General features: G+C 49.2%; 20 protein-coding genes and 1 tRNA gene. 7 read left to right on the top strand and 14 right to left on the bottom strand.

The genetic code is table 11. The features are described from left to right. Positions 1 to 78: 78 nt before the first annotated feature. The 14 genes from fusA to deoC form a co-directional block, all read right to left on the bottom strand. Positions 79 to 2,193, bottom strand: a complete 2,115-nt coding sequence (fusA, locus tag TW77_RS04880; RefSeq protein ID WP_046003851.1) for an elongation factor G — start codon at positions 2,191 to 2,193, stop codon at positions 79 to 81. A gap of 27 nt (positions 2,194 to 2,220) precedes the next feature. After that, positions 2,221 to 2,691 (bottom strand): 30S ribosomal protein S7, encoded by a 471-nt coding sequence (gene rpsG, locus TW77_RS04875; RefSeq protein WP_046003850.1) that lies wholly within the window; start codon positions 2,689 to 2,691, stop codon positions 2,221 to 2,223. Positions 2,692 to 2,793: 102 nt separating this feature from the next. Next, on the bottom strand, positions 2,794 to 3,168 hold the full coding sequence (rpsL, locus tag TW77_RS04870; protein WP_010387308.1) for a 30S ribosomal protein S12: 375 nt from the start codon (positions 3,166 to 3,168) through the stop codon (positions 2,794 to 2,796). 190 nt (positions 3,169 to 3,358) lie between these two features. Continuing rightward, positions 3,359 to 7,540, bottom strand: a complete 4,182-nt coding sequence (gene rpoC / locus TW77_RS04865) for a DNA-directed RNA polymerase subunit beta' (RefSeq protein WP_046003849.1) — start codon at positions 7,538 to 7,540, stop codon at positions 3,359 to 3,361. 95 nt (positions 7,541 to 7,635) lie between these two features. After that, complete coding sequence (gene rpoB, locus TW77_RS04860) at positions 7,636 to 11,661, bottom strand: DNA-directed RNA polymerase subunit beta (RefSeq protein ID WP_046003848.1); 4,026 nt, start codon at positions 11,659 to 11,661, stop codon at positions 7,636 to 7,638. A gap of 264 nt (positions 11,662 to 11,925) precedes the next feature. Continuing rightward, positions 11,926 to 12,288, bottom strand: coding sequence for a 50S ribosomal protein L7/L12 (gene rplL / locus TW77_RS04855; protein WP_023400585.1), 363 nt, complete (start codon positions 12,286 to 12,288; stop codon positions 11,926 to 11,928). Positions 12,289 to 12,358: 70 nt separating this feature from the next. Beyond that, a complete protein-coding gene (rplJ, locus tag TW77_RS04850; protein WP_046003847.1) occupies positions 12,359 to 12,853 on the bottom strand; it encodes a 50S ribosomal protein L10 in 495 nt (164 codons plus the stop codon). A gap of 332 nt (positions 12,854 to 13,185) precedes the next feature. Further along, positions 13,186 to 13,890, bottom strand: coding sequence for a 50S ribosomal protein L1 (rplA, locus tag TW77_RS04845; protein WP_010387319.1), 705 nt, complete (start codon positions 13,888 to 13,890; stop codon positions 13,186 to 13,188). A gap of 6 nt (positions 13,891 to 13,896) precedes the next feature. Further along, entirely contained in the window at positions 13,897 to 14,325 is a 429-nt protein-coding gene (rplK, locus tag TW77_RS04840; RefSeq protein ID WP_010387320.1) for a 50S ribosomal protein L11, read from the bottom strand. Positions 14,326 to 14,502: 177 nt separating this feature from the next. Then, positions 14,503 to 15,060 (bottom strand): transcription termination/antitermination protein NusG, encoded by a 558-nt coding sequence (gene nusG, locus TW77_RS04835; RefSeq protein ID WP_046003846.1) that lies wholly within the window; start codon positions 15,058 to 15,060, stop codon positions 14,503 to 14,505. A gap of 37 nt (positions 15,061 to 15,097) precedes the next feature. Continuing rightward, positions 15,098 to 15,475, bottom strand: coding sequence for a preprotein translocase subunit SecE (gene secE, locus TW77_RS04830; RefSeq protein WP_046003845.1), 378 nt, complete (start codon positions 15,473 to 15,475; stop codon positions 15,098 to 15,100). A 129-nt stretch (positions 15,476 to 15,604) separates the two neighbouring features. Next, a tRNA-Trp gene (locus tag TW77_RS04825) sits at positions 15,605 to 15,681 on the bottom strand. 128 nt (positions 15,682 to 15,809) lie between these two features. Further along, the gene (locus TW77_RS04820) at positions 15,810 to 16,310 is read right to left on the bottom strand and encodes a hypothetical protein (protein ID WP_046003852.1); all 501 of its coding nucleotides are present in this window, start codon (positions 16,308 to 16,310) and stop codon (positions 15,810 to 15,812) included. A 29-nt stretch (positions 16,311 to 16,339) separates the two neighbouring features. Then, on the bottom strand, positions 16,340 to 17,086 hold the full coding sequence (gene deoC / locus TW77_RS04815; protein WP_046003844.1) for a deoxyribose-phosphate aldolase: 747 nt from the start codon (positions 17,084 to 17,086) through the stop codon (positions 16,340 to 16,342). A gap of 437 nt (positions 17,087 to 17,523) precedes the next feature. On the opposite strand from deoC, the gene cysG reads away from it, so the two are divergent. The 7 genes from cysG to TW77_RS04775 all read left to right on the top strand — a co-directional run bounded on the left by cysG (position 17,524) and on the right by TW77_RS04775 (position 24,885). Continuing rightward, positions 17,524 to 18,945 (top strand): siroheme synthase CysG, encoded by a 1,422-nt coding sequence (gene cysG / locus TW77_RS04805; protein WP_046003842.1) that lies wholly within the window; start codon positions 17,524 to 17,526, stop codon positions 18,943 to 18,945. 43 nt (positions 18,946 to 18,988) lie between these two features. Further along, complete coding sequence (gene cysD, locus TW77_RS04800) at positions 18,989 to 19,888, top strand: sulfate adenylyltransferase subunit CysD (RefSeq protein WP_046003841.1); 900 nt, start codon at positions 18,989 to 18,991, stop codon at positions 19,886 to 19,888. Beyond that, positions 19,888 to 21,303: a sulfate adenylyltransferase subunit CysN gene (cysN, locus tag TW77_RS04795; protein ID WP_046003840.1), complete on the top strand. Its 1,416-nt coding sequence runs from the start codon at positions 19,888 to 19,890 to the stop codon at positions 21,301 to 21,303. Before cysD ends, cysN begins: the two co-directional genes overlap by 1 nt. 33 nt (positions 21,304 to 21,336) lie before the next feature. Then, entirely contained in the window at positions 21,337 to 23,061 is a 1,725-nt protein-coding gene (locus tag TW77_RS04790) for an SLC13 family permease (RefSeq protein WP_082078838.1), read from the top strand. A gap of 12 nt (positions 23,062 to 23,073) precedes the next feature. Continuing rightward, on the top strand, positions 23,074 to 23,673 hold the full coding sequence (cysC, locus tag TW77_RS04785) for an adenylyl-sulfate kinase (RefSeq protein WP_046003838.1): 600 nt from the start codon (positions 23,074 to 23,076) through the stop codon (positions 23,671 to 23,673). 15 nt (positions 23,674 to 23,688) lie between these two features. Then, complete coding sequence (gene cysQ / locus TW77_RS04780) at positions 23,689 to 24,456, top strand: 3'(2'),5'-bisphosphate nucleotidase CysQ (RefSeq protein ID WP_046003837.1); 768 nt, start codon at positions 23,689 to 23,691, stop codon at positions 24,454 to 24,456. Between the two features lie 63 nt (positions 24,457 to 24,519). After that, positions 24,520 to 24,885: a cupin domain-containing protein gene (locus tag TW77_RS04775; protein WP_046003836.1), complete on the top strand. Its 366-nt coding sequence runs from the start codon at positions 24,520 to 24,522 to the stop codon at positions 24,883 to 24,885. Positions 24,886 to 25,106 lie beyond the last annotated feature (221 nt).

Below are 25,106 nucleotides of genomic sequence, written 5' to 3'. Positions count from 1 at the left end.
TTCAAACTTTTCTTTTGCCATTTTCAAAATTCCTATAAAGAAATTAAAGTCCAGCCCTAAGACCGGACCGAACTAAAATTACTTAACAGCGCGAGCTGCAATAATTGCGTCAGCAACGTTTTTCGCCGCTTCTGCGTACTTGGAAAATTCCATTGAGTACGAAGCTCGACCTTGTGTTGCAGAACGAAGATCGGTTGCATAACCAAACATTTCAGACAGCGGCACCTGAGCATTAACTTGCTTCAGACCACCAAATGAGTCTTCCATACCTTCGATTATGCCTCGACGACGGTTGAGGTCGCCAACGACATCACCCATGTTTGCTTCAGGGGTGGTGACTTCTACCTTCATAACAGGCTCAAGAATCACAGGCTGCGCATCAAGCGCGCCTTTCCTGAAGCCCATTGCGCCGGCAATCTTAAACGCCATCTCATTTGAGTCGACATCGTGGAACGAGCCGTCAAACAAGGTAGCTTTCACACCCAGCATAGGATAACCCGCAAGAACACCTTGCTTCATCTGCTCCTGGATGCCTTTGTCAACCGCAGGAATGTATTCCTTAGGAACCGTGCCACCTACGATTTCGTTTACGAATTCGTAAATTGGCGCGTCTTCATCAGCAACATCCATAGGCTCGAGCTTCAACCAAACGTGACCATACTGGCCGCGTCCGCCTGACTGACGTACGAATTTACCTTCGGCTTCAACCGAACCGCGGATCGTTTCACGATAAGCAACTTGTGGCTTACCTACGTTACATTCAACACTGAATTCACGTTTCATACGATCTACGATGATATCCAGGTGGAGTTCACCCATACCTGAAATAATGGTTTGGCCTGATTCTTCGTCGGTTTCAACTCTGAAAGACGGGTCTTCCGCCGCCAGTTTACCCAGCGCGATACCCATTTTTTCTTGGTCAGCAACGGTCTTAGGCTCTACTGCAACTGAAATCACAGGCTCTGGGAATTCCATACGCTCTAACGTGATAACAGCATCATGGGCACAAAGCGTGTCACCTGTGGTAACGTCTTTGAGACCAATTGCAGCAGCAATGTCCCCGGCGCGAACTTCTTTGATCTCTTCACGCGAGTTAGAGTGCATCTGAACGATACGTCCAAAGCGCTCTTTTTTGCCTTTAACTGGGTTATAAACCGAGTCACCCTGACCTACTGTGCCGGAATAAACTCGGAAGAAGGTAAGCGTACCAACAAATGGGTCGGTGGCGATCTTAAACGCCAGAGCAGAAAACGGTGCGCTGTCGTCCGCAGGACGCGTTGCTTCGCTTTCATCTTCCAGGATACCCTGGATCTCTTTAACCTCTGTTGGAGATGGCATGTATTCAACAACGGCATCAAGCACAGCCTGAACACCTTTGTTTTTGAACGCACTACCACAGGTCATTGGCACAATTTCATTGTTCAATGTACGCTGACGGATCGCGGCCTTAATTTCGGCCTCGTTCAGTTCGCCTTCTTCAAGATATTTGTCCATTAGCTCTTCAGAAGCTTCTGCGGCAGATTCGAGTAGCTCTGCGCGCCACTCCTCTGCCAGCTCCTGAAGTTCTGCCGGGATCTCTTCGTAATTGAAAGTCATCCCCTGGTCTTCAGCATTCCAGTTGATGGCTTTCATCTTGATGAGATCAATAACACCTTTAAATTCATCTTCAGCACCAATTGGTAGCTGAATTGGCACAGGCGTAGCGCCAAGACGCTTTTTCACCTGATCCACAACGGCGAGAAAATCTGCGCCGGTACGGTCCATTTTATTGACGAAAATCATGCGAGGTACTTCGTACTTGTTCGCCTGACGCCAAACGGTTTCCGTTTGTGGTTGTACACCTGATGAAGCACATAATACGACTACAGCGCCATCTAGTACACGCAATGAACGTTCTACTTCGATGGTGAAGTCTACGTGTCCGGGAGTATCGATGATGTTTATACGATGCTCATCAAACTGAGCATCCATCCCTTTCCAGAAACACGTGGTCGCAGCAGAAGTAATGGTAATACCACGCTCCTGCTCCTGCTCCATCCAGTCCATAGTTGCGGCACCATCATGTACCTCACCAATTTTGTGAGACAGGCCCGTGTAATAAAGTACACGTTCCGTAGTGGTGGTTTTCCCCGCATCTACGTGAGCACAGATCCCGATATTACGGTAGTGCTCAATAGGAGTTGTACGTGCCATATTATCCTCTTAAAGGTCTCGGGCAGATTACCAACGGTAGTGAGCGAATGCTTTGTTCGCTTCAGCCATACGGTGAACGTCTTCACGTTTCTTAACCGCAGTGCCTTTGTTGTCAGCAGCGTCAAGCATCTCTTGAGCCAGACGAAGGCCCATTGATTTCTCGCCACGCTTACGTGCAGCTTCAACCAACCAACGCATACCTAGTGCGTTGCGACGAACTGGACGTACTTCAACTGGTACTTGGTACGTAGAACCACCAACACGGCGAGATTTAACCTCAACCTGTGGGCGTACGTTATCAAGTGCAGACTCGAAGATTTCTAGGTGCGACTTGCCTGATTTTTCAGCAGCCACGTCTAGCGCACCATATACGATTTTTTCAGCAGTAGACTTCTTGCCGTCTAGCATTACTACGTTTACGAATTTAGCAAGAAGCTCTGATCCGAACTTCGGATCTGGAAGAATTTTACGTTGACCTATTACGCGTCTTCTAGGCATTTTCTCTCTCCGGTATCTTCAGGTTCGTCTTACTACGACGAATTCCCAAAACAAAATATATAAATTAAAACTTAAGTGCTTGGCCTTACTAACGGAGAACCATTAGCCCTTAGGACGTTTTGCACCGTACTTAGAACGACCTTGTTTACGGTCATTTACGCCAGCACAGTCAAGCGCGCCACGTACTGTGTGGAAACGCACACCTGGTAAGTCTTTAACACGACCACCACGGATTAGGATAACACTGTGCTCTTGCAAGTTGTGGCCTTCACCACCAATGTAAGATGTTACTTCAAAGCCGTTCGTTAGACGAACACGCGCTACTTTACGTAGTGCAGAGTTTGGCTTCTTAGGTGTAGTTGTATATACACGAGTACATACACCACGCTTTTGAGGACAAGCTTTAAGAGCAGCTGAGTTGCTCTTAGTAACCTTGCTGCGACGTGGCTTACGTACTAGCTGGTTAATAGTTGCCATTAAATAGCTCCTGAATTAATAAAATTACTACTGAAAAAATCAAATTTCGCCATTTTAAGCGTTCGGTTATTCGAACGAATAAATGGGTGGCGGAATTTTAATGAGCAAAGTTTAACCTGTCAACCAAAACAACTAAAAAGGCAGCGTTAAAGCTGCCTTTTTATTGCAATTGACGCGTTTTTCGTCAATTTTAGTCTTGGCCGCCAAGCAAGTCTGCATTTAGTGCGTCAGTCAGTGCTTGAGATGCTTCTTCAGCACTTACTGTCTGCTCTTCAACTGCAGCTTCATTTTGCTTACGACGGTTGATGCGATCTAGGTGGTAAGAGAAACCGGTACCCGCTGGGATCAAACGACCCACGATAACGTTTTCTTTCAGACCACGTAGCTCATCACTCTTACCATTTACTGCCGCTTCTGTCAGGACACGTGTTGTCTCCTGGAACGAGGCTGCAGAGATGAAAGACTCTGTTGCCAGTGAGGCTTTGGTAATACCCATCAGCTGAATTTCGAACTTAGCTGGGATCTTACCTTGTTTCTCTAGCTCACGGTTTGCGATGTTAACGCGCGCCACTTCGGCTTGCTCGCCTGCCAGGAACTCACTGTCACCACCATCGATGATGATACATTTACGTAGCATCTGACGAATGATGGTTTCGATGTGCTTATCGTTAATCTTTACACCCTGTAGACGATATACTTCTTGTACTTCGTTTACGATGTAGTTAGATACGTCAGTCACACCACGCAGACGCAGGATGTCGTGCGGAGACTCAGGACCATCGGCGATAACTTCACCTTTGGATACCTGCTCACCCTCGAACACGTTCAGCTGACGCCATTTCGGGATCATTTCTTCGTATGCATCACCCTCTTCCGGCGTGATCACCAGGCGCTTCTTACCTTTGGTTTCTTTACCAAAGCTAACGGTACCTGTGATTTCTGCCAGAATTGCTGGATCTTTTGGCTTACGCGCTTCGAACAAGTCAGCAACTCGAGGTAGACCACCCGTGATATCACGTGTCTTCGAACCTTCCTGAGGAATACGTGCCAGTACGTCACCCGGCTGAGCCGTAGCACCATCTGTGATTTCGATGGTAGTGAACGAAGGCAGACGAATTTCCTGCAGGCCACGCTCTTCATTTTCAATGATAAGCTTAGGCTCTTTCGCATTCACCTTAGCAAGGTCTTTAACAACCACACGCGTCAGACCAGTTAACTCGTCTGTCTGTGCTTCTGTGTTAGAATCGTCGATGTCGCTGAACGATACTTTAGACTCGTGCTCGATGATGATTGGGTGACTGTGCGGGTCCCAGGTCGCGACAATGTCGTTACCTTTTACTTCTGCACCGTCGCTCACTGCCAGTACGGCACCGTAAGGCACTTTATAGCGCTCTTTCTCACGGCCCTGCTCGTCAAAAACCGTAATTTCGGTTGAACGTGAGGTGATCACTATCTTACCGTCGGTATTGACTACGAACTTCGCATTGTGCAGCTTCAAGCTACCGTTGTTCTTAACTTGTACGCTGTTTTCTGCAGACGCTCGAGATGCCGCACCACCGATGTGGAAGGTACGCATCGTAAGCTGGGTACCCGGCTCACCGATTGACTGTGCCGCGATAACACCGACAGATTCACCCGCGTTGATGATGTGGCCACGTGCAAGGTCACGACCGTAACAGTTAGCACACACACCAAAGTCATTTTCACAGGTGATAACTGAACGTACTTTTACTTCGTCCACTGAGTGCTCTTCTAACAGGTCACACAGCTTCTCATCAAGCATCACGTTACGTTCAACCAGCACTTCTTCAGTGCCAGGGATAACCACGTCTTCAGCAACAACACGACCTAGTACACGCTCGCGTAGCGGTTCTACAACGTCACCACCTTCAATCAGCGGCTTCATCACAGTACCTTCAAGGGTACCACAATCAGTTTCGTTGATGACCAAATCTTGTGCTACGTCTACCAGACGACGAGTCAGGTAACCCGAGTTCGCTGTCTTAAGTGCGGTATCCGCTAGACCTTTACGCGCACCGTGCGTCGAGATGAAGTACTGTAGTACGTTCAGACCTTCACGGAAGTTCGCGGTGATCGGTGTCTCGATGATTGAACCATCCGGACGTGCCATCAGACCACGCATACCAGCTAGCTGACGGATCTGAGCAGCACTACCACGTGCGCCCGAGTCGGCCATCATGAACACTGAGTTGAAAGAGTCTTGCTCTTCTTCTTCACCCTTTGCATTCACAACAGTGTCTTTCGACAAGTTCGCCATCATCTCACGTGACAAGTTTTCATTAACACGTGACCAGATATCGATAACTTTGTTGTATTTCTCACCCGCAGTTACAAGACCAGACTGGAATTGCTGGTTGATTTCTGTAACTTCAGCTTCAGCCGCTTCGATGATACCTGCTTTCGTCGGTGGGATTTCCATATCGTTGATACCGATAGAAACACCCGACTTCATCGCGTAGTGGAAACCGGTGTACATCACCTGGTCAGCAAAGATAACGGTATCTTTAAGACCCAAACGACGGTAACACTCGTTCAACAGGCCAGAGATCTGCTTTTTACCCAGCGCACGGTTGATAAGCTCAAACGGCAGGCCAGTTGGCAAGATCAAAGACAGGATGGCACGACCAACTGTGGTTTCAACCACTTCAGTTACGTCTTTACGCTCACCTGTTTCGCCATCAATGTGGACTTCTGCGATACGTACTTTTACGCGTGCGTGTAGTTCAGCCGCGCCAGTACGGTAAGCTTTTTCAGCTTCTTTCGCATCTTTGAAGACAATGCCTTCACCTTTTGCATTGATGCGGTCACGCGTCATGTAGTACAGACCCAATACAACGTCCTGTGAAGGTACGATGATTGGCTCACCGTTCGCAGGAGACAGAATGTTGTTGGTCGACATCATCAGCGCACGAGCTTCAAGCTGTGCTTCCAGTGTCAACGGTACGTGTACCGCCATTTGGTCACCGTCGAAGTCAGCGTTATACGCCGCACACACTAGCGGGTGCAGGTGGATTGCTTTACCTTCGATTAGTACCGGTTCAAACGCCTGGATACCTAGTCTGTGAAGTGTTGGTGCACGGTTCAGTAGAACCGGGTGCTCACGGATCACTTCATCAAGTACGTCCCAAACCTCTGGTACTTCGCGCTCTACCATCTTCTTCGCAGCTTTGATGGTAGTCGCCATGCCGCGGCGCTCTAGTTTGCCGTAGATGAATGGCTTGAACAGCTCAAGTGCCATTTTCTTAGGAAGACCACACTGATGTAGTTTCAGTGTAGGACCTACTGTGATTACAGAACGGCCAGAGTAGTCAACACGCTTACCAAGAAGGTTCTGACGGAAACGACCTTGCTTACCTTTGATCATGTCTGCAAGCGACTTCAGAGGACGCTTGTTAGAACCTGTGATCGCACGGCCACGACGACCGTTATCTAGTAGTGCATCGACCGCTTCTTGCAACATACGCTTTTCGTTACGTACGATGATGTCTGGTGCCGCCAGGTCAAGTAGACGCTTAAGACGGTTGTTACGGTTGATAACACGACGGTATAAATCGTTCAGATCAGACGTCGCGAAACGACCACCATCCAGTGGTACCAATGGACGTAGATCAGGTGGCAGAACTGGCAGTACGCTCATTACCATCCACTCAGGGTTGTTACCTGACTGGTGGAACGCTTCCATCAACTTAAGACGCTTAGTAATCTTCTTACGCTTAGTTTCAGAGTTGATAGTTGGCAGCTCTTCACGCATTTCTGCGATAAGTTGACCCAGGTCCAGGTCGCGCAGTAGATCAAGTACCGCTTCGGCACCCATCTTAGCTTCGAACTCGTCACCGTGCTCTTCCAGTGCGTCCAGGTACTCTTCTTCACCTAGCAGCTGACCACGCTCAAGCGTTGTCATACCAGGCTCAGTTACAACGAATGATTCGAAGTAAAGTACACGCTCGATGTCACGCAGCGTCATGTCCAGCATCAGGCCGATACGAGACGGCAATGATTTTAGGAACCAAATGTGGGCAACTGGGCTGGCCAGTTCAATGTGACCCATGCGGTCACGGCGTACTTTAGTCAGTGTAACTTCAACGCCACACTTTTCACAGATCACACCACGGTGCTTCAAGCGCTTGTACTTACCACACAAACACTCATAATCTTTTACTGGGCCGAAGATACGGGCACAGAATAAGCCGTCACGCTCAGGCTTGAAAGTACGGTAGTTAATTGTCTCAGGTTTCTTTACCTCACCATAGGACCATGAACGCACCATGTCCGGCGAAGCAAGACCAATGCGAATTGCATCGAATTCTTCGGTCTTATTTTGTTGCTTCAGAAACTTAAGTAAGTCTTTCACCTTAGCTCTCCTGTCGGAGTTAATCTTGAGGGCAAGCCAGGCTTGCCCCTTCATTCTTTTCAGTCCGGTCTGGGCCGCTTACGCGGCCCGGCGGATCAACTTTCTTCCAATTCGATGTTGATACCCAGCGAGCGGATCTCTTTCAACAATACGTTGAACGACTCCGGCATGCCCGGCTCCATCTTATGGTTGCCGTCTACGATGTTCTTATACATCTTAGTACGACCATTTACGTCATCCGACTTAACTGTCAGCATTTCCTGTAGCGTGTAGGCAGCACCGTATGCTTCAAGTGCCCATACCTCCATCTCACCGAAACGCTGACCACCGAACTGTGCCTTACCACCCAGCGGCTGCTGAGTAACCAGGCTGTAAGAACCGGTAGAACGTGCGTGCATCTTGTCATCAACAAGGTGGTTCAGTTTCAGCATGTACATGTAGCCAACCGTTACCTGACGCTCGAATGCGTCACCGGTACGACCATCGTACAGGGTTACCTGACCGCTTCTTGGATAACCACCCAGCTCTAGCATGTCTTTGATTTCAGCTTCGCGTGCACCGTCAAACGCAGGTGTTGCGATTGGCAGACCGCCTTTCAGGTTGTGCGCCAAACGACGGATCTCATCATCAGAGAAGTTTTCAATATCGACTTTCTGACGGCAATCACCGATTTCGTAAGCTTTCTTGATGAAGTCGCGCATTTCGTGAAGTTCACGTTGCTCTTTCATCATGTCTTCGATGCGCTCACCGATACCGCGTGCAGCAAGACCCATGTGAGTTTCCAGGATCTGACCGATGTTCATCCGCGATGGTACACCCAGTGGGTTCAGAACGATGTCTACCGTACGACCTTTTTCGTCGTAAGGCATGTCTTCAACAGGCACGATAGTAGAGATTACACCCTTGTTACCGTGACGACCCGCCATCTTATCACCCGGTTGGATGCGACGTTTAACAGCCAGATAAACCTTAACGATCTTCAGTACGCCAGGCGCCAGGTCATCACCTTGGGTGATCTTGCGACGCTTGTTCTCGAACTTCTTATCGTATTCAGCTTTCAGCTCGTCGTACTGCGCAGCCAGTTGCTCTAATTCAGCTTGCTGCTCTTCGTCAGCCAGGCTTTGCGTCAGTAGTTTTTCAGCGTTCAGTTCAGCGATTTTCTCTTCGCTCAGACCAGCACGTACCAGCAGGTCACGCGCACGTGTCAGTACACCGCCTTCAAGGATACGGAACTCTTCGTTGAAGTCTTTCTTCGCTTCGCGAAGCTGCATGTCTTCAACTTCCAGCGCACGCTTGTCTTTCTCTACGCCATCACGGGTAAAGACCTGAACGTCGATAACCGTACCAGAAACAGAGTTAGGCACACGCAGTGAGCTGTCTTTTACGTCAGACGCTTTTTCACCGAAGATAGCACGTAGTAGCTTTTCTTCTGGCGTCAGCTGAGTTTCGCCTTTTGGTGTTACTTTACCAACCAGGATATCGCCGCCTTTTACTTCAGCACCGATGTATACAACACCTGATTCGTCCAGCTTACCTAGCGCAGACTCACCAACATTCGGGATATCCGCTGTGATCTCTTCTGGACCAAGCTTAGTATCACGCGCGATACACTGTAGTTCCTGGATGTGGATCGTAGTTAGACGATCTTCCTGAACAACGCGCTCTGACAGTAGGATTGAATCCTCGAAGTTATAACCATTCCACGGCATGAATGCCACGCGCAGGTTTTGACCAAGAGCCAGGTCGCCCAGGTCAGTCGAAGGACCATCCGCCAGTACGTCACCACGGACAACCGGCTCACCTACCATACAAGTTGGCTTTTGGTTGATACAGGTGTTCTGGTTAGAACGGGTGTATTTGGTCAGGTTGTAGATGTCGATACCCGCTTCACCAGGTACGCGCTCTTCTTCGTTCACGTTAACAACGATACGGCTCGCATCAGCATACTTCACCACACCGCCACGCTTAGCAACAATGGTTACACCAGAGTCTTTTGCCAGCGTACGCTCGATACCTGTACCTACCAGCGGCTTATCTGCGCGCAGTGTTGGTACAGCCTGACGTTGCATGTTCGATCCCATCAATGCACGGTTCGCATCATCGTGTTCAAGGAATGGGATAAGTGCCGCAGCCACAGAGATAACCTGCTGTGGAGATACATCCATATACTGGATGCTGTCGCTTGGCATAAAGGTTGATTCACCTTTGTAACGACATGGGATCAGCTCTTCTGCAAACTGGTTTGCTTCAGTCAGGTTGGTATTCGCCTGTGCGATTACGAACTGACCTTCTTCAATTGCAGACAGGTAATCAACGTCATCGGTTACTACGCCGTCAACCACTTTACGATATGGGGTTTCAAGGAAACCATAATCGTTAGTACGTGCGTACGTAGACAATGAGTTGATCAGACCGATGTTTGGACCTTCAGGCGTTTCGATTGGACAAACACGACCGTAGTGCGTTACGTGTACGTCTCGAACCTCGAAGCCAGCACGTTCACGTGTCAGACCACCCGGACCAAGTGCAGAAATACGACGCTTGTGCGTTACTTCTGACAGCGGGTTGTTCTGGTCCATGAACTGAGACAGCTGTGAAGAACCAAAGAATTCTTTAACGGCAGCAGAAATTGGCTTCGCGTTGATCAGATCCTGAGGCATTACGTTGTCCAGATCACCTAAGCTCAGACGCTCACGTACAGCACGCTCAACACGTACCAGACCTACGCGGAACTGGTTCTCTGCCATTTCACCTACAGAACGGATACGACGGTTACCTAAGTGGTCGATATCGTCCACATCGCCTTTACCGTTTCGGATGTCGATCAACACCTTCATCACGCTCACAATGTCTTCTTTGCTCAGCGTGCCTGGGCCTGTGTCAGTATCATAACCAACACGGCTGTTGAACTTCATACGACCAACCGTTGACAAGTCATAACGCTCGTCAGAGAAGAACAGATTGTCAAACAAGGCTTCTGCTGCTTCTTTTGTTGGTGGCTCACCCGGGCGCATCATACGGTAGATTTCTACCAGTGCTTCAAGACGGTTTGCTGTGCTGTCAATACGCACAGTTTCCGACATGTAGGCACCGCTGTCTACGTCGTTGATGTACAGGGTATCGATTTTAGTGTGACCTGCTTTAACCAGCTCAGCCATCAACTCCAGAGACAGCTCAGCATTTGCTTCTGCAATGATCTCACCGGTTGACTCATCGATGTAGTTTCGCGCAACCACACGACCAATGATGTACTCATGCGGTACTTCTAACTGGTCAATGCCCTTTTTCTCGATTGTTTTTATATGACGGGCTGTGATACGACGACCCTGCTCAACCAGGACTTCACCGTCTGCATCTTTGATATCAAAGGCAGCAGTTTCACCACGCAGTCGAGATGGTACCAACTCCATCATTACTTTGCCGTTTGTCACTTCGAACGTCGTGGTTTCGAAGAACATGCCAAGAATTTCTTCAGTTGAGAATTCAAGAGCACGCAGAATGATTGATGCAGGCAGTTTACGACGACGGTCGATACGTACAAACAGGTTATCTTTTACATCGAATTCAAAGTCTAACCACGAACCACGGTAAGGGATCACGCGTGCGTTATATAGAACTTTACCCGACGAGTGTGATTTACCACGGTCGTTATCAAAGAATACACCAGGTGAACGGTGTAGCTGAGAAACGATAACACGTTCAGTACCATTGATAACAAAAGTACCTGTGTCAGTCATGAGCGGGATTTCGCCCATGTAAACTTCTTGCTCTTTAATGTCTTTGACTGTGCCTGGTGCATCTTTGTCCATTAGCACAAGACGAAGTTTTACGCGAAGTGGAGCAGAAAAAGTCACACCGCGAATTTGACATTCTTTTACATCGAATACTGGCTCTCCAATACGATAGCTGACGTATTGAAGCTCAGAATTGCCCGAGTAGCTTTTGATCGGGAACACAGAACGGAATGCCGCTTCCAGTCCGGTATCACCATCAGCGTCCGGTGTAATGAACTTTTTGAACGATTCCAACTGCGTTTGCAAAAGGAAAGGTATGTCCAAAACTTGTGGACGTTTACCAAAATCCTTACGGATACGTTTCTTTTCAGAATAAGAGTAAGCCATGGGGTTCCTCAGCTTGCTGATCTTTGACCCAACCTGTTCATGGAGAACAGACTTCATTGGCATCTAAGCCATGATAACAACATCTAATTGTCGTCCTATGAGTCACTCACTTTCAAAATACTTCTAACAGATTGAAAAATAAGAAAAACATAGGAATTTATTGCGCAACAGGAAAGCGTCGCTCTATAGCGCAAAAGGGCCGGTGATTAAATAATCACCAGCCCTTGCCTGATTGCTCAGGCAGCGAACCTAGCAAATGCCAGATTACTTGATCTCAACTTCAGCACCAGCTTCTTCAAGATCTTTCTTAAGTGCTTCAGCTTCTTCTTTAGAAACAGCTTCTTTGATTGGCGCAGGAGCAGACTCAACAAGAGCTTTTGCTTCTTTAAGGCCAAGACCAGTTGCACCACGTACAGCTTTGATAGCAGCAACTTTGTTACCGCCAGCGCCAGCTAGGATTACGTCGAACTCAGTCTTCTCTTCAGCAGCTTCAGCAGGACCAGCAGCAACAACAGCAGCAGCTGCAGTTACGCCGAATTTTTCTTCCATTGCTTCAACTAGTTCAACAACTTCCATTACTGACATTTCAGCAATCGCGTCAAGGATTTGGTCTTTAGTTACAGACATTTTAAGTTTCCTAATTAATCACGAACCATGGGGTTCTAAAAATTTATTTGTGAAAGTAAGAAGCGTGCTATTAAGCAGCTGCTTCAGCTTTCTGAACACGTACAGCTTCAATTGTTTTACACAATTTACCAGCTGACGCTTCTTTCATAGCGCTCATTAGGCGTGCAACAGCTTCGTCGTAAGTAGGCAGCTTAGCTAGCATGTCTACGTCAACAACATTGCCTTCAAATGCAGCCGCTTTCAGTTCGAACAACTCGTTTTTCTTCGCGAAATCAGCGAAGATACGAGCCGCAGCACCTGGGTGCTCTGAAGAGAAAGCGATTAGGCTTGGGCCTACTAGCGATTCGTTAAGGCACTCATATTCAGTACCTTCAACAGCGCGTTTAGCAAGCGTGTTACGGACAACTTTCATCCATACGCCAGCTTCACGAGCTTCTTTACGAAGCGCAGTGATCGCATCTACTGTTACACCACGAGAATCTGCAACAACTGCAGACAGAGCACCTTTGGCAGCTTCGTTGACTTCAGCAACAATTGCTTTTTTGTCTTGAAGATTTAAAGCCATGGGTGTTACTCCTGGTTATGATGGGAACGTGTCCCAGTTCTACTTTACTCATTGTCTTTCGACTCAGAGCTGCTTTTTACGGCGAGAACCAGAAGATTAGGAAAATCTAGCTGGGATTCACACCGTCTACGTAGGGAATTAAGTAACTTAGTTACACCTACGGTCTTGGACGGAAACGCAATTTATCGGATCATTGTAGACTATAAAGTCTGCAAAGTGCCGAAATTATGCGCTTCAACCCGAATTCTTTGCTTCGTTTTGAGCACAGCTCTCAACGAAATGGCGCAAAATTATAGTCTAATTTTTACGCCATGTAAACGCTTATCTCTAAATTAAGCCACTTGCGTGTTTAGAGTAGCTTGGTCTACAGCAACACCCGCGCCCATAGTCGTTGAGATGCTTACTTTCTTCACGTAAGTACCTTTAGCTTGTGAAGGCTTAGCCTTCTTAAGCGCAACGATAAGTGCTTCCAGGTTTTCCTGAAGCTGGTTCGCGTCGAAATCAACCTTACCGATAGTGGTGTGGATGATGCCGTTTTTGTCGTTACGGTAGCGAACCTGACCCGCTTTCGCGTTTTTAACTGCTTCTGCAACGTTAGGTGTTACAGTGCCAGTCTTAGGGTTAGGCATAAGGCCACGTGGACCTAGGATTTGACCTAGTTGACCAACTACGCGCATTGCATCCGGAGAAGCAACAACTACGTCGAAGTTCATTTCGCCTTTCTTAACCTGCTCAGCAAGGTCTTCCATGCCTACCAGGTCAGCGCCAGCTTCTTTCGCTGCGTCCGCGTTTGCACCTTGAGTGAATACCGCGACGCGTACTTCACGACCAGTACCGTGAGGTAGTACAGTTGCACCACGTACGTTTTGGTCAGATTTACGAGCATCGATACCCAGGTTTACAGCAACGTCTACACTTTCAACGAACTTAGCAGTAGCCAGTTCTTTAAGAAGAGCAACAGCTTCGTTGATTTCGTATTCTTTAGTAACATCCACTTTTTCGCGGATAGTACGCATACGCTTAGTTAATTTAGCCATTCTCAATTACCCCTCTACGTTCAAGCCCATTGCACGTGCAGAACCTGCAATCGTGCGTACAGCTGCGTCCATATCAGCAGCAGTAAGATCCGGACGTTTAGTCTCAACGATCTCTTCAAGCTGAGCGCGAGTAACAGTACCCACTTTCTCAGTGTTAGGACGGCCAGAACCAGACTTGATACCAGCTGCTTTCTTAAGAAGGTAAGAAGCAGGCGGAGTTTTCATGTCGAAAGTGAAAGAACGGTCGTTGTAAACAGAAATGATTACAGGAACCGGTGCGCCTTTCTCGATAGACTCTGTACGTGCGTTGAACGCTTTACAGAATTCCATGATGTTTACACCGTGTTGACCTAGTGCAGGACCTACTGGAGGACTAGGGTTAGCCATACCAGCAGCAACTTGTAGCTTGATTAAAGCTTCAACTTTTTTAGCCATGATAATACCTCGTTATGTGGGTCTTAGCCTTGTGCGCGCGAGGACGCGTACTCAGACGGCTTCCCAATTAAAAAATTACACTTTTTGTGCGTCATCGTAATGACATACAAAAAGGCCGCTGATTATAGATTAACCAGCGGCCTTTGGCAATAACTTTTGCTGTTTTAAACAACAAAATTACTTGTCTTGTTCAACCTGTCCAAATTCCAGGTCAACCGGCGTAGAACGGCCGAAGATCAGAACCGATACTTTCAGGCGGCTCTTCTCGTAATCCACCTCTTCAACTACACCGTTGAAGTCAGCAAATGGGCCATCGATAACACGGACCACTTCACCAGGCTCGAACAGAGTCGCTGGCTTAGGTGCTTCTGCATTTTCCTGCAGACGGTTAAGAATGCGATCAGCTTCTTTTTTGCTGATTGGTGCTGGACGATCTGACGTACCACCCACAAAGCCCATTACACGCGGTGTACTGTTGACCAGGTGCCAGGATGCATCATCCATCACCATTTCAACTAACACGTAGCCCGGGAAGAATTTACGCTCAGACTTACGTTTTTGTCCGGCACGCATCTCCACAACTTCTTCAGTCGGGACTAGTACTTCACCGAAGTAGTCTTCCAGACCTTCGATTTTAATGTGCTCAATAATGGTTTGAGCAACGCGCTTTTCAAAACCTGAAAACGCCTGAATTACGTACCAACGTAATTTCTTTTCTTTGTTCTCATCCGACATGGGATCAGATCTCCAATCCAGTTAAAACGCTAGCCTATTAAAAGGTCAAGCCGGTTAAAAAACCAACGGCGCGGAACAGAATGCCGTCTAATCCCCACAGGATCAGCGCCATAACAACTGTCGCGGCCATCACGATAAAGGTCGTGTGTGTTGTTTCCTGACGCGTTGGCCAAACTACTTTGCGAACCTCAATTCTAGACTCTTTAGCAAAAGCGATAAAGGTACGCCCTTTCTCTGTCGTTGCGGCAATGCCCAGTCCGGCACCTACAGCCACCACGACACCAATCGCGCGGATCAACACTGACATGTCAGCGTACATGTAGTTACCAACCACTGCGCCAGTTAGCAAAATTGCAACCAGCAACCACTTTACCGTGTCCATCGAGCTAGACGGGTTTTCAACATTAGTGCTCATAATTTATTTTTACCTTAAATACAGACACAACAACCCTGCATAAAACAGGGTTAATCCATTTCAATCCAAATTTACAAATAAGCGGTGATGACAAGACCCATTATTTTAGATTTGGACTGATTGTTAGAGTGGCAGGGGCGGCAGGACTCGAACCCGCAACCATCGGTTTTGGAGACCGCTGTTCTACCAATTGGAACTACGCCCCTGCAAAGTGGATGCCCATTATACTGACGAACAAACTGAAAACAAGAGTAAAAGATGCGCAAAGCGCTATTTGTGGCAATTTCAGCTAAGCTGAGCGTCAACCAGGCTGTGTACAAGAGCAATTTCACGACTAATACAAACGCAGCGGATCACCACAGAAGAAATCACACAGCAACCATATCTGCTCGAAAGGATGGGCGGCGGGCAGCGTTAAGTGGGGCAATACGCTTTCAAAATCAGTACGGTGCCACATCGGACTGGCATTGCGGATCAATAGCCACACGCGCTGGGAGTGATAATGCTTTCCCGCCTTTTGCAGCAGTAACCGTGACAGACCGGTGGCCAGGCGCTGCGAACTCGGTGCCTGCGCCATCACGGCCAGTTCTTGTTGCATCAATAGCGACAGTGGACGGCCAAGCACGGCCATGGCTTCCGTTTCACTGGCATACAGGTGGGCAATTTCGATGTCGAGTTGTGACTCGCCCAGATAACAACTGACATCAGGCTTGGCAGGCTGATTATGCCAGATATGACGCATCGGCGTGTGCGTGAGCCGCTCATAACTGCGCATGAACAGCTTGGCAGCGCCATGCTCCAGCTGCTGCTTTTCTCGCTCACTGTCACGGATCACCACCTGCCCACGCTTCACTCTATTCTCCGCTAATTTGCACAGTCCAGCTGGTGATGCACATCTTGTAGCAAACTCGATGCGCCAAACCGGAAGTGCGCCGCACATAGCCAGTCTTTACCCATGATATCAACTGCAACTTGTAAATAATCACTTGCTTGCTCAACACTTTTAACGCCACCGGCCGCTTTAAAACCAACTGGCTTGCCCGACACGCGGATGCGCTCAAGCATGATTTTTGTTGCTTCTAACGTTGCATTCACCGGCACTTTGCCCGTACTGGTTTTAATAAAGTCGGCCCCGGCAAGAATGGCAACATCACTGGCCTGGGCTATCTGCTGCGCATTTTCCAACGCACCAGATTCAATGATCACTTTAAGCTTTGCCTGCGCACCACACAGCTGTTTACTGGAGCGCACATACTGCCAGGGCGTATCTGGATCACCCGCCTGTAACTGCTGATAAGGCATCACCAGATCAATCTCATCCGCCCCGGCCTGTAAGGCCTCTTTGGTCTGTGCCAGCACTTGCTGCAACGACTGCTTGCCGTTGGAGAAATTGGTGACTGTAGCCACTTTGACCTGTGACCAGCCGCGCCGCGCCAGTTCACTTTTGCACACTGCTACAAACTGGGGATACACACACACGGCTGCAGGCAGCCCAAGCTCCGGGCGAATGCTGTCTAACAATGCAATGATACTGGCCTCGTTATCCTGCTCGTTTAACGACGTCAGATCCATTAATCCAAGCACCTCGCGTGCGACGGCTTGCATTTTCATATTCGTTTCCTTTTTTCTGCCCCCAGCCTCTTGGGCATAGTTGCATCATATGAGTCGGACCTCAACGTTAGCCGCTTGCCCCGCCCTACCACAGGACATTTGTCCGCACTGAATTGAAAGCCAGGTCCAGCAGCCCTGTCACCGAGCCACAAGGCAACAAAATAGTGCGCTTTGATCGTTTCAGCACAGCTACCAGGCGCTAGATTGTCGAAATTATAACTCATAACCAATAGCTATATCTGTTATCCGACTCGCACTATCACGCTAAACCCCTTGATATATATGAGGTAAGCCTGTTTTACCGGATTGATATAACTTTTAGTTATAAAAACTGGGTTTAAGTTATTTTTTCCCTGCCTGCGCGCGGGATATTCTGCCACTCTAGAAAAAGCCAGAGTTGGCTTATATCAAGTTTACGATGTTTAAGGGGCAACAGCGTGCAGTACTTACCTATCTTTACCAAGTTGGACAACAAACCCGTGCTGGTCGTCGGCGGTGGTGAAGTTGCACTCAGGAAGATCCGCGCGCTGCTTAAAGCCCGCGCCGATGTGACTGTACTGGCGCCGGAGTTTTGCGACGAGCTTATGCAACTGTCTGAGCAAGGTGAGCTGAGCCTGAAACAAGCTTACTTCAGTGCCGAAGCCGTTGACGGCATGGCCCTGGTCATTGCTGCCACCGACAACGATGACGTCAATGCTCAGGTCAGCGATGCGGCAGATGCACGTAATATTTTCGTCAATGTGGTTGATGATCAGCCCAAGTGTAGCTTTATTTTTCCGTCTATCGTTGACCGCAACCCCATCACCATTGCGATTTCCAGTGCCGGCACCGCGCCCGTACTGGCACGTCGTTTAAGAGAAAAACTTGAAACCCTGATCCCACAGCATATTGGCCCGCTGGCCCAGCTGGTTGGCGGATTCAGAGACAAGGTTAAAGGCCGTTTTAGACACTTTGCCGATCGCCGCCAGTTCTGGGAGCGGGTGTTCGACTCACATGTGGTCAGCAAAGTCCAAAGCGGTGATACCGCAGGGGCACAGCAGCAACTGCATGACATGCTAAACGACACCGCAGAGCCACAAGGTGAAGTCTATGTAGTCGGCGCAGGACCGGGCGACCCGGAACTGCTCACCCTAAAAGCGCTGCAACTGATGCAGCAGGCTGATGTGGTGGTGTATGACTACCTGGTCTCAGATGAGATTATGGAGCTGGTCAGACGCGATGCCGACCTTATCTGTGTTGGTAAACGTGCCGGACACCACAGTGTTAAACAAGAAGATACCAATCAGATGCTGGTTGAATTGGCACAGCAAGGCAAAAAAGTATGCCGTATTAAAGGCGGCGACCCCTTTATTTATGGTCGTGGTGGCGAAGAAGTGCAGGTTCTGGCTGCGGCCAACATTCGCTACCAGATAGTCCCTGGTATTACCGCCGCCGCAGGGTGCAGTGCTTATGCGGGTATTCCACTCACGCACCGCGACCATGCGCAGGCGATCCAGTTTGTGACGGGGCACTGTAAAAAAGAAGGCCAGGAACTGGACTGGCAGTCGCTGGCTAAACCCAACCAGACTTTGGCCATTTACATGGGTGTGATTAAATCACCGCATATTCAGGCTCAGCTGCTGGCCCATGGCCGCAGTGAACACACGCCGGTGGCCATTGTTGAGAATGGCACCCGTAAATCGCAGCGTGTTGTGACCACTGAGCTCGGCCAGCTGGCAACACAAATAGAAGCGAACAATATCCAGTCACCGGCATTACTGATCATCGGCGAAGTAGCCGCTTTGCATCAGGAGCTGGCCTGGTTTGGTCAGACAGAACAGATTGCAAGTTACGCTCAGCCGCTCGCTAAGATCGCCTGATGCATGAACCACTTTATTTTTAGTATTAAGTAGGACGACGACAATGGCTTTAACTCACCTTCAGCAACTTGAGGCTGAAAGTATAAAGATTATTCGCGAAGTCGCTGCTGAGTTTGAAAACCCAGTGATGCTTTACTCCATCGGTAAAGACTCATCGGTACTCCTTCACTTAGCACGTAAAGCGTTTTTCCCGGCAAAGATCCCTTTCCCTCTGCTGCATGTAGACACGGACTGGAAATTCCGCGAGATGATTGAGTTTCGTGATCGTCTGGCCAAAGAGTACAACTTTGACCTGATTGTGCACAAGAACCCGGAAGGCCTGGCAATGGGCGTTGGCCCATTTACGCACGGCTCAGCCAAGCACACCGACATCATGAAGACCCAGGGTCTTAAACAGGCTCTGAACAAATACGGTTTTGACGCAGCCTTTGGTGGCGCGCGCCGTGATGAAGAGAAGTCTCGTGCCAAAGAGCGTGTGTATTCATTCCGTGATAAACACCACCGCTGGGATCCAAAAAACCAGCGCCCTGAGCTGTGGAATACCTACAACGGTCAGGTCAATCCGGGCGAAAGTATTCGAGTATTCCCGCTGTCAAACTGGACTGAGTTGGACATCTGGCAATATATCTACCAGGAGAACATTGAGATAGTGCCGCTTTACCTGGCAGAGAAACGCCCGGTAGTTGAGCGAGATGGCACATTAATCATGGTCGACGACGAGCGTATGCCACTGGCGGAAGGGGAAGTGCCTGAAATGAAGTCGGTACGTTTCCGTACGCTGGGTTGTTACCCGCTAACTGGCGCCGTTGAATCTGAGGCGAACACCCTGACCGGGATCATCGAAGAAATGTTGCTATCGACCTCTTCCGAGCGTGAAGGCCGGGTCATCGACCACGACTCATCCGGGTCAATGGAGAAGAAAAAACGTGAGGGGTATTTCTAATGTCTACCGCAAATGAAGTAAAAGAACTGGGGATTGAAACCTATTTATCACGCCAGCAGGATAAAAGCCTGTTGCGCATGATGACCTGCGGCAGTGTAGACGACGGTAAATCCACCCTGATCGGCCGCCTGCTGCACGACAGCCACCAGATCTATGAAGATCAGTTGGCAGCACTGCACAAAGACAACGAAAAAGTGGGTAATGCCGGTGAAGAACTGGACCTGGCCTTGCTGGTTGACGGTTTGCAGGCAGAGCGTGAGCAAGGTATCACCATTGACGTGGCATACCGCTACTTCTCAACGGCCAAGCGTAAGTTCATCATTGCGGACACACCAGGGCACGAGCAGTATACCCGAAACATGGTTACCGGCGCGTCAACCAGCGATCTAGCCATTATTCTGGTGGATGCCCGCTATGGTGTACAGATCCAGACCAAACGCCACAGCTTTATCTGTGACTCGCTGGGTATCAAGCAATTCGTTGTGGCCATCAACAAAATGGACATCGTTGACTTTGATGAAGCTGTATTCGAGAAAATCAAAGCCGATTATCTGAAGTTTGCTGAGCAACTGGACGTCAATGACATCAAGTTCGTGCCCATTTCGGCTCTGAAAGGTGACAACGTCGTGACCCGCTCTGAGCATACACCTTACTACACCGATCAGCCACTGATGGCGCTGCTGGAAGATTCTCCGGCTGCGGAACCAAACAGTGCATTTGAAGCGCGCTTCCCGGTGCAGTATGTCGTACGCCCTAACCTGGACTTCCGTGGTTTTCAGGGCACGTTGACTTCTGGCGCGCTAAGTGTTGGTCAGGCGGTGAAGATTTTACCTTCAGGTAAAACCAGCACCATCAAAGAACTGGTCACGTTCGACGGTAACCTCGAGCAAGCAGAAACCGGCCAGGCACTGACCATCACTTTGAATGACGAAGTGGATGTCAGCCGTGGTGATGTGATTGTCCCGGCAGACTCATCGACTAAGGCAACCAACCTGATCCAGGCCAAGCTGGTATGGATGCACGAGGCGCCTCTGGTGCTGGGCAAAACCTATAACTTCAAGCTGGGCGCTAAGAGCACGGCTGCCATTGTTAAGCAGATTGACCACACCATTGACGTCAATACGCTGGAACACGGCGAAGCCGAGAGCCTGCAATTGAATGAGATTGCCATTGTTACGCTGGAACTGACCGAAACCATTGCGGCCGACGTATATCGTGATAACCACGAAACCGGCGCCTTTATCCTGATCGACCGTCTGAGCAACCTGACGGTGGGTGCGGGCATGATTGATGCCATTTTGGATGAGCAAGTCAGTGAGAAACAGCAGTTCAGTGAGTTTGAGCTGGAGCTTAATGCCCTGGTTCGCAAGCACTTCCCACACTGGCAAGCGCTTGACTTGAGCAAGCTGAAGTAACGGCCTTATGCCTGTTAACGGGAGTTATCTATGCTGCTAGAGCAGATCATCTTAACAGGCATCATGCTCGTGCTGGTCGCGTGTCTTTTTGGCACGCGGCTGAATCCGGCCTGGTTATTCGTTGGCGCTATCAGCAGCGCCTACCTGGCCGGATTGATCGACCTTGAAACCATGCTGGTCAATTATGCAAACCCATCCTTGATCACCCTGGTTTTACTGGTTCTGGTGTCTATCGCCATCGAAAAAACCACTCTGGTGCAATACCTTGCCCGCTCGCTGGCCAATGGTTCGTTGGCGCGTTCGGTGATGAAGCTGGGATTATCCACGGCCTTTTTATCGTCTTTTACCAACAATACCGCGGTGGTTGCGTCTTTGATCAGTACCATTAAAGAAAGCAAAACCCACTCGCCTTCTAAGTTATTACTGCCACTGTCGTACACGGCAATTCTGGGCGGTACGCTGACCCTGATCGGCACTTCAACCAACTTAATCGTCAATGGCTTTGCGATTGAGGCTGGTATGGCGCCACTGGGCTTTTTTGATTTTACCCTGGTTGGCATTGGCGCACTGAGTGTGGGCCTGATCACCATCATCCTATTACTGAAGTTTTTGCCGGACCATGGCCGTAAAGAAGAAGAGGTTGTGCCTTTTTATCTGGAAGGGAAAGTCACTGCGAGCTCAAAACTGATAGGCCGCACAGTCGAAGAAAACGGCCTGCGCGATCTGCGCGACTTATTCCTGGCCGAAATCATCCGCGGCGAACGCCGCATTTGCGCCGTTACCCCGCAACAGGAAATTCAGCAGGGAGATATCCTGTTGTTTGTTGGCGACATCAAGTCGGTGCCCTTATTGCGCCGCTTCGACGGCCTGCAGGTGGTACACGACAAACACGAAAAAGACGCCGAACACTTAGTGGAAGTGGTGATCAGTCAGTCGTCCAAGTTTTTGGGCAAAACACTCAAAGAGATCCGCTTTCGCGAACAGTTTCATGCCGCGGTGATTGCCATTCGCCGCGGTCACGACCGGCTGCCCGGGGGCCTGGGCCAGGTCAAACTACAAGCTGGAGATTCTTTAATCCTCGCCCCTGGCGGAGATTTTTATCAGCTACCCGACCTGAAACGCGAATTTGTTTATATCTCTGGCCTGGACTTGCAAACCCACTTAACTCAGCCGCAGTCGAATAAAGTAATGGCTGCCTTTGTTGCCGTGATAGGCCTGGGTATCTTCGATGTTGTACCTTTAGTCAAAGGCCTGATGGTTTTATTACTTGGACTGGTGCTGTTTGGCTCTATCAAGGTCAGTGAAATGAAGCGTCGTTTTCCCATAGAGCTACTCGCCATCGTGGGCAGTGCCATTGGCTTAGCTAAGCTGATGATAGACACAGGGTTAGCCGGACAGATTTCTGATGCGTTGTTTTATGTGCTGGGTGACTTTGGCCCGTATGGTGCCTTTATCGCCATTTTTGTGATGACAGTGGTGTTCACAGAATTGATCACCAACAATGCAGCCGCTGCGCTATCTTTCCCTGTTGCATACGCTCTGGCGATAGGTTTTGATGTAAACCCGCTACCCTTTGTGATGGCAGTCGCCTTTGGCGCATCGGCCAGCTTTATTTCACCTTTTGGCTATCAGACTAATCTGATGGTATACAGTGCAGGCAATTACCGGATCAAAGACTATGTGACCGTGGGCCTGCCGCTTTCAATTATTTACTCGATCACTGTGCTGACGCTGATCCCCTTGGTTTTCCCGTTTTAGTGGATAGGAATTATGGATACGAATATTGTCTGGCATAACTATGCCGTGAATAAAACACATCGCAGCGAACAAAAGGGCCATCGCCCGGTTATTCTGTGGTTTACCGGCTATTCTGGCTCGGGCAAAAGCACCGTGGCCAATGCACTGGAAAGTGCCCTGCAACAGCTCGGCGCACACACATACCTGCTCGATGGCGACAACGTACGTCATGGGCTGTGTAAAGATCTCGGATTCAGCGACGCAGATCGGGTTGAGAACATCCGCCGTGTGGGTGAGCTGAGCAAACTCATGGTCGATGCGGGCCTGATCGTACTGACCGCCTTTATCTCCCCATTCCAGGCCGAACGCGATATGGTGCGCAACCTGGTTGAAGACGCCGAGTTTATTGAGGTTTATCTGGATACACCGCTGGAAGTGTGCGAACAGCGAGACCCGAAAGGCCTGTATAAAAAGGCCCGCGCCGGTGAGATCAAACACTTTACCGGCATAGACTCAGACTATGAACCACCGCAAAACCCAGAGATCCGTATTAATACCGGTGAAAATAGTCTGGACCAATCGGTGCAACAGCTGGTAGCGTATCTACAACAGCGCGAGATAATTCATCTGTAGTACCAAGGAAATACCATGAACGACACCGACTTACTCGAGGAGATCGTCAACCTGGCCCGACGCGCCGGAGACAAGATCCTCACCATTTATGCCAAAGACTTTAACGTTGAATATAAAGACGATAAAAGCCCGGTCACCGACGCCGACTTAGCCGCCAATGAGGTGATCACGGCAGGCCTGCAAACGCTTACTCCGGATTTGCCTATTCTCAGTGAGGAAAGTGCCGAGATCAGCTGGCAGGAACGCCAAACCTGGCAGCGCTACTGGCTGGTTGACCCCATCGACGGCACCAAAGAGTTTATAAAGAAAAACGGTGAGTTCACGGTCAACATTGCTCTGATTGAAAACGGTGAGCCGGTGATGGGCGTGGTCCATGCGCCCGCGCTGAATGTCAGTTACTTCGCCGCCAACAGCATTGGCGCTTTCAAAGAATGTGGCGAGGCCCGTATTGAACTGAAAGTCACTCGTAAAGACAATCAGGGCACCATTCAAGTGGTAGGCTCACGCTCACACCCTTCACCGGACTTGGCTGACTATCTCAAGCAATTTGATGATGTGAACATGGTGCCAAAAGGCAGTTCACTGAAACTGTGTCTGGTAGCGGAAAGTGCTGCCGATGTGTATCCGCGCCTGGGCCCAACCAGCGAGTGGGACACTGGCGCCGGTCATGCCGTGGCGAAAATCGCCGGTGCAACCGTCACTCAGCTGGACGGCAGTCCGCTGCTGTACAACCAAAAAGAGTCTTATCTGAACCCCTACTTTGTGGTATCACGACTCAACTGATCCTTGAGCCTTATCTAGTCGGATAAGGCTTCTCTCTTATGCCCGTCACCATAAGGAAATGTTATGTCACACGCACCCATCAATTTTGCCGACAAACTGGCGCTATTTTCTGAACACTGGAGCCCAAAAGTCATTGCTGAAATGAACGACTATCAGTTCAAACTGGTAAAACTTCAGGGGGAATTTGTCTGGCACGATCACCCCGATACCGACGAAGTGTTCATTGTGCTATCCGGTGAGATGCACATAGCCTTTCAGGAGCGCACAGCGCATCTGAAAGCAGGTGACATGCTGGTTGTGCCAAAAGGCGCAGAGCACAAACCTTATGCCGAGCAAGAATGTCAGGTGCTCATTATCGAACCAAAAGGAGTCGTCAACACCGGAGATGCCGACAGCGCGCTCACCGCACAAAACGATGTCTGGATCTAACGCACAGATGTAAGGCGAACGAACCTAATAAAGAAACAGGCTTAGCGCACTAGTTTGGCTTTTTATTAAGCAATTGAATCAGATATGTGCGACTTTTTCCTCTTTTGCTAGTGACAAGCCTGTTAAAAATTTTTATACTGCCAGCGCTTTTTAGGTCTCTGCTAAAAAGTACGCTCAATTTATTGAGCACTACAATTTAGAAATGGCCCTATAGCTCAGTT

Origin of the sequence: Pseudoalteromonas rubra (genome assembly GCF_000967655.1) — a bacterium.
Taxonomy (GTDB): domain Bacteria; phylum Pseudomonadota; class Gammaproteobacteria; order Enterobacterales; family Alteromonadaceae; genus Pseudoalteromonas; species Pseudoalteromonas rubra_A.
This window is presented reverse-complemented; position numbering and strand designations above follow the sequence as displayed.

What these genes read in the sequence shown, in the direction of transcription:
- fusA (WP_046003851.1), bottom strand. Translation starts at nt 2,193, where the DNA reads ATGGCACGTACAACTCCTATTGAGCACTACCGTAATATCGGGATCTGT.
- rpsG (WP_046003850.1), bottom strand. Translation starts at nt 2,691, where the DNA reads ATGCCTAGAAGACGCGTAATAGGTCAACGTAAAATTCTTCCAGATCCG.
- rpsL (WP_010387308.1), bottom strand. Translation starts at nt 3,168, where the DNA reads ATGGCAACTATTAACCAGCTAGTACGTAAGCCACGTCGCAGCAAGGTT.
- rpoB (WP_046003848.1), bottom strand. Translation starts at nt 11,661, where the DNA reads ATGGCTTACTCTTATTCTGAAAAGAAACGTATCCGTAAGGATTTTGGT.
- rplL (WP_023400585.1), bottom strand. Translation starts at nt 12,288, where the DNA reads ATGTCTGTAACTAAAGACCAAATCCTTGACGCGATTGCTGAAATGTCA.
- rplJ (WP_046003847.1), bottom strand. Translation starts at nt 12,853, where the DNA reads ATGGCTTTAAATCTTCAAGACAAAAAAGCAATTGTTGCTGAAGTCAAC.
- rplA (WP_010387319.1), bottom strand. Translation starts at nt 13,890, where the DNA reads ATGGCTAAATTAACTAAGCGTATGCGTACTATCCGCGAAAAAGTGGAT.
- rplK (WP_010387320.1), bottom strand. Translation starts at nt 14,325, where the DNA reads ATGGCTAAAAAAGTTGAAGCTTTAATCAAGCTACAAGTTGCTGCTGGT.
- nusG (WP_046003846.1), bottom strand. Translation starts at nt 15,060, where the DNA reads ATGTCGGATGAGAACAAAGAAAAGAAATTACGTTGGTACGTAATTCAG.
- secE (WP_046003845.1), bottom strand. Translation starts at nt 15,475, where the DNA reads ATGAGCACTAATGTTGAAAACCCGTCTAGCTCGATGGACACGGTAAAG.
- deoC (WP_046003844.1), bottom strand. Translation starts at nt 17,086, where the DNA reads ATGAAAATGCAAGCCGTCGCACGCGAGGTGCTTGGATTAATGGATCTG.
- cysD (WP_046003841.1), top strand. Translation starts at nt 18,989, where the DNA reads ATGGCTTTAACTCACCTTCAGCAACTTGAGGCTGAAAGTATAAAGATT.
- cysN (WP_046003840.1), top strand. Translation starts at nt 19,888, where the DNA reads ATGTCTACCGCAAATGAAGTAAAAGAACTGGGGATTGAAACCTATTTA.
- cysC (WP_046003838.1), top strand. Translation starts at nt 23,074, where the DNA reads ATGGATACGAATATTGTCTGGCATAACTATGCCGTGAATAAAACACAT.
- cysQ (WP_046003837.1), top strand. Translation starts at nt 23,689, where the DNA reads ATGAACGACACCGACTTACTCGAGGAGATCGTCAACCTGGCCCGACGC.
- TW77_RS04775 (WP_046003836.1), top strand. Translation starts at nt 24,520, where the DNA reads ATGTCACACGCACCCATCAATTTTGCCGACAAACTGGCGCTATTTTCT.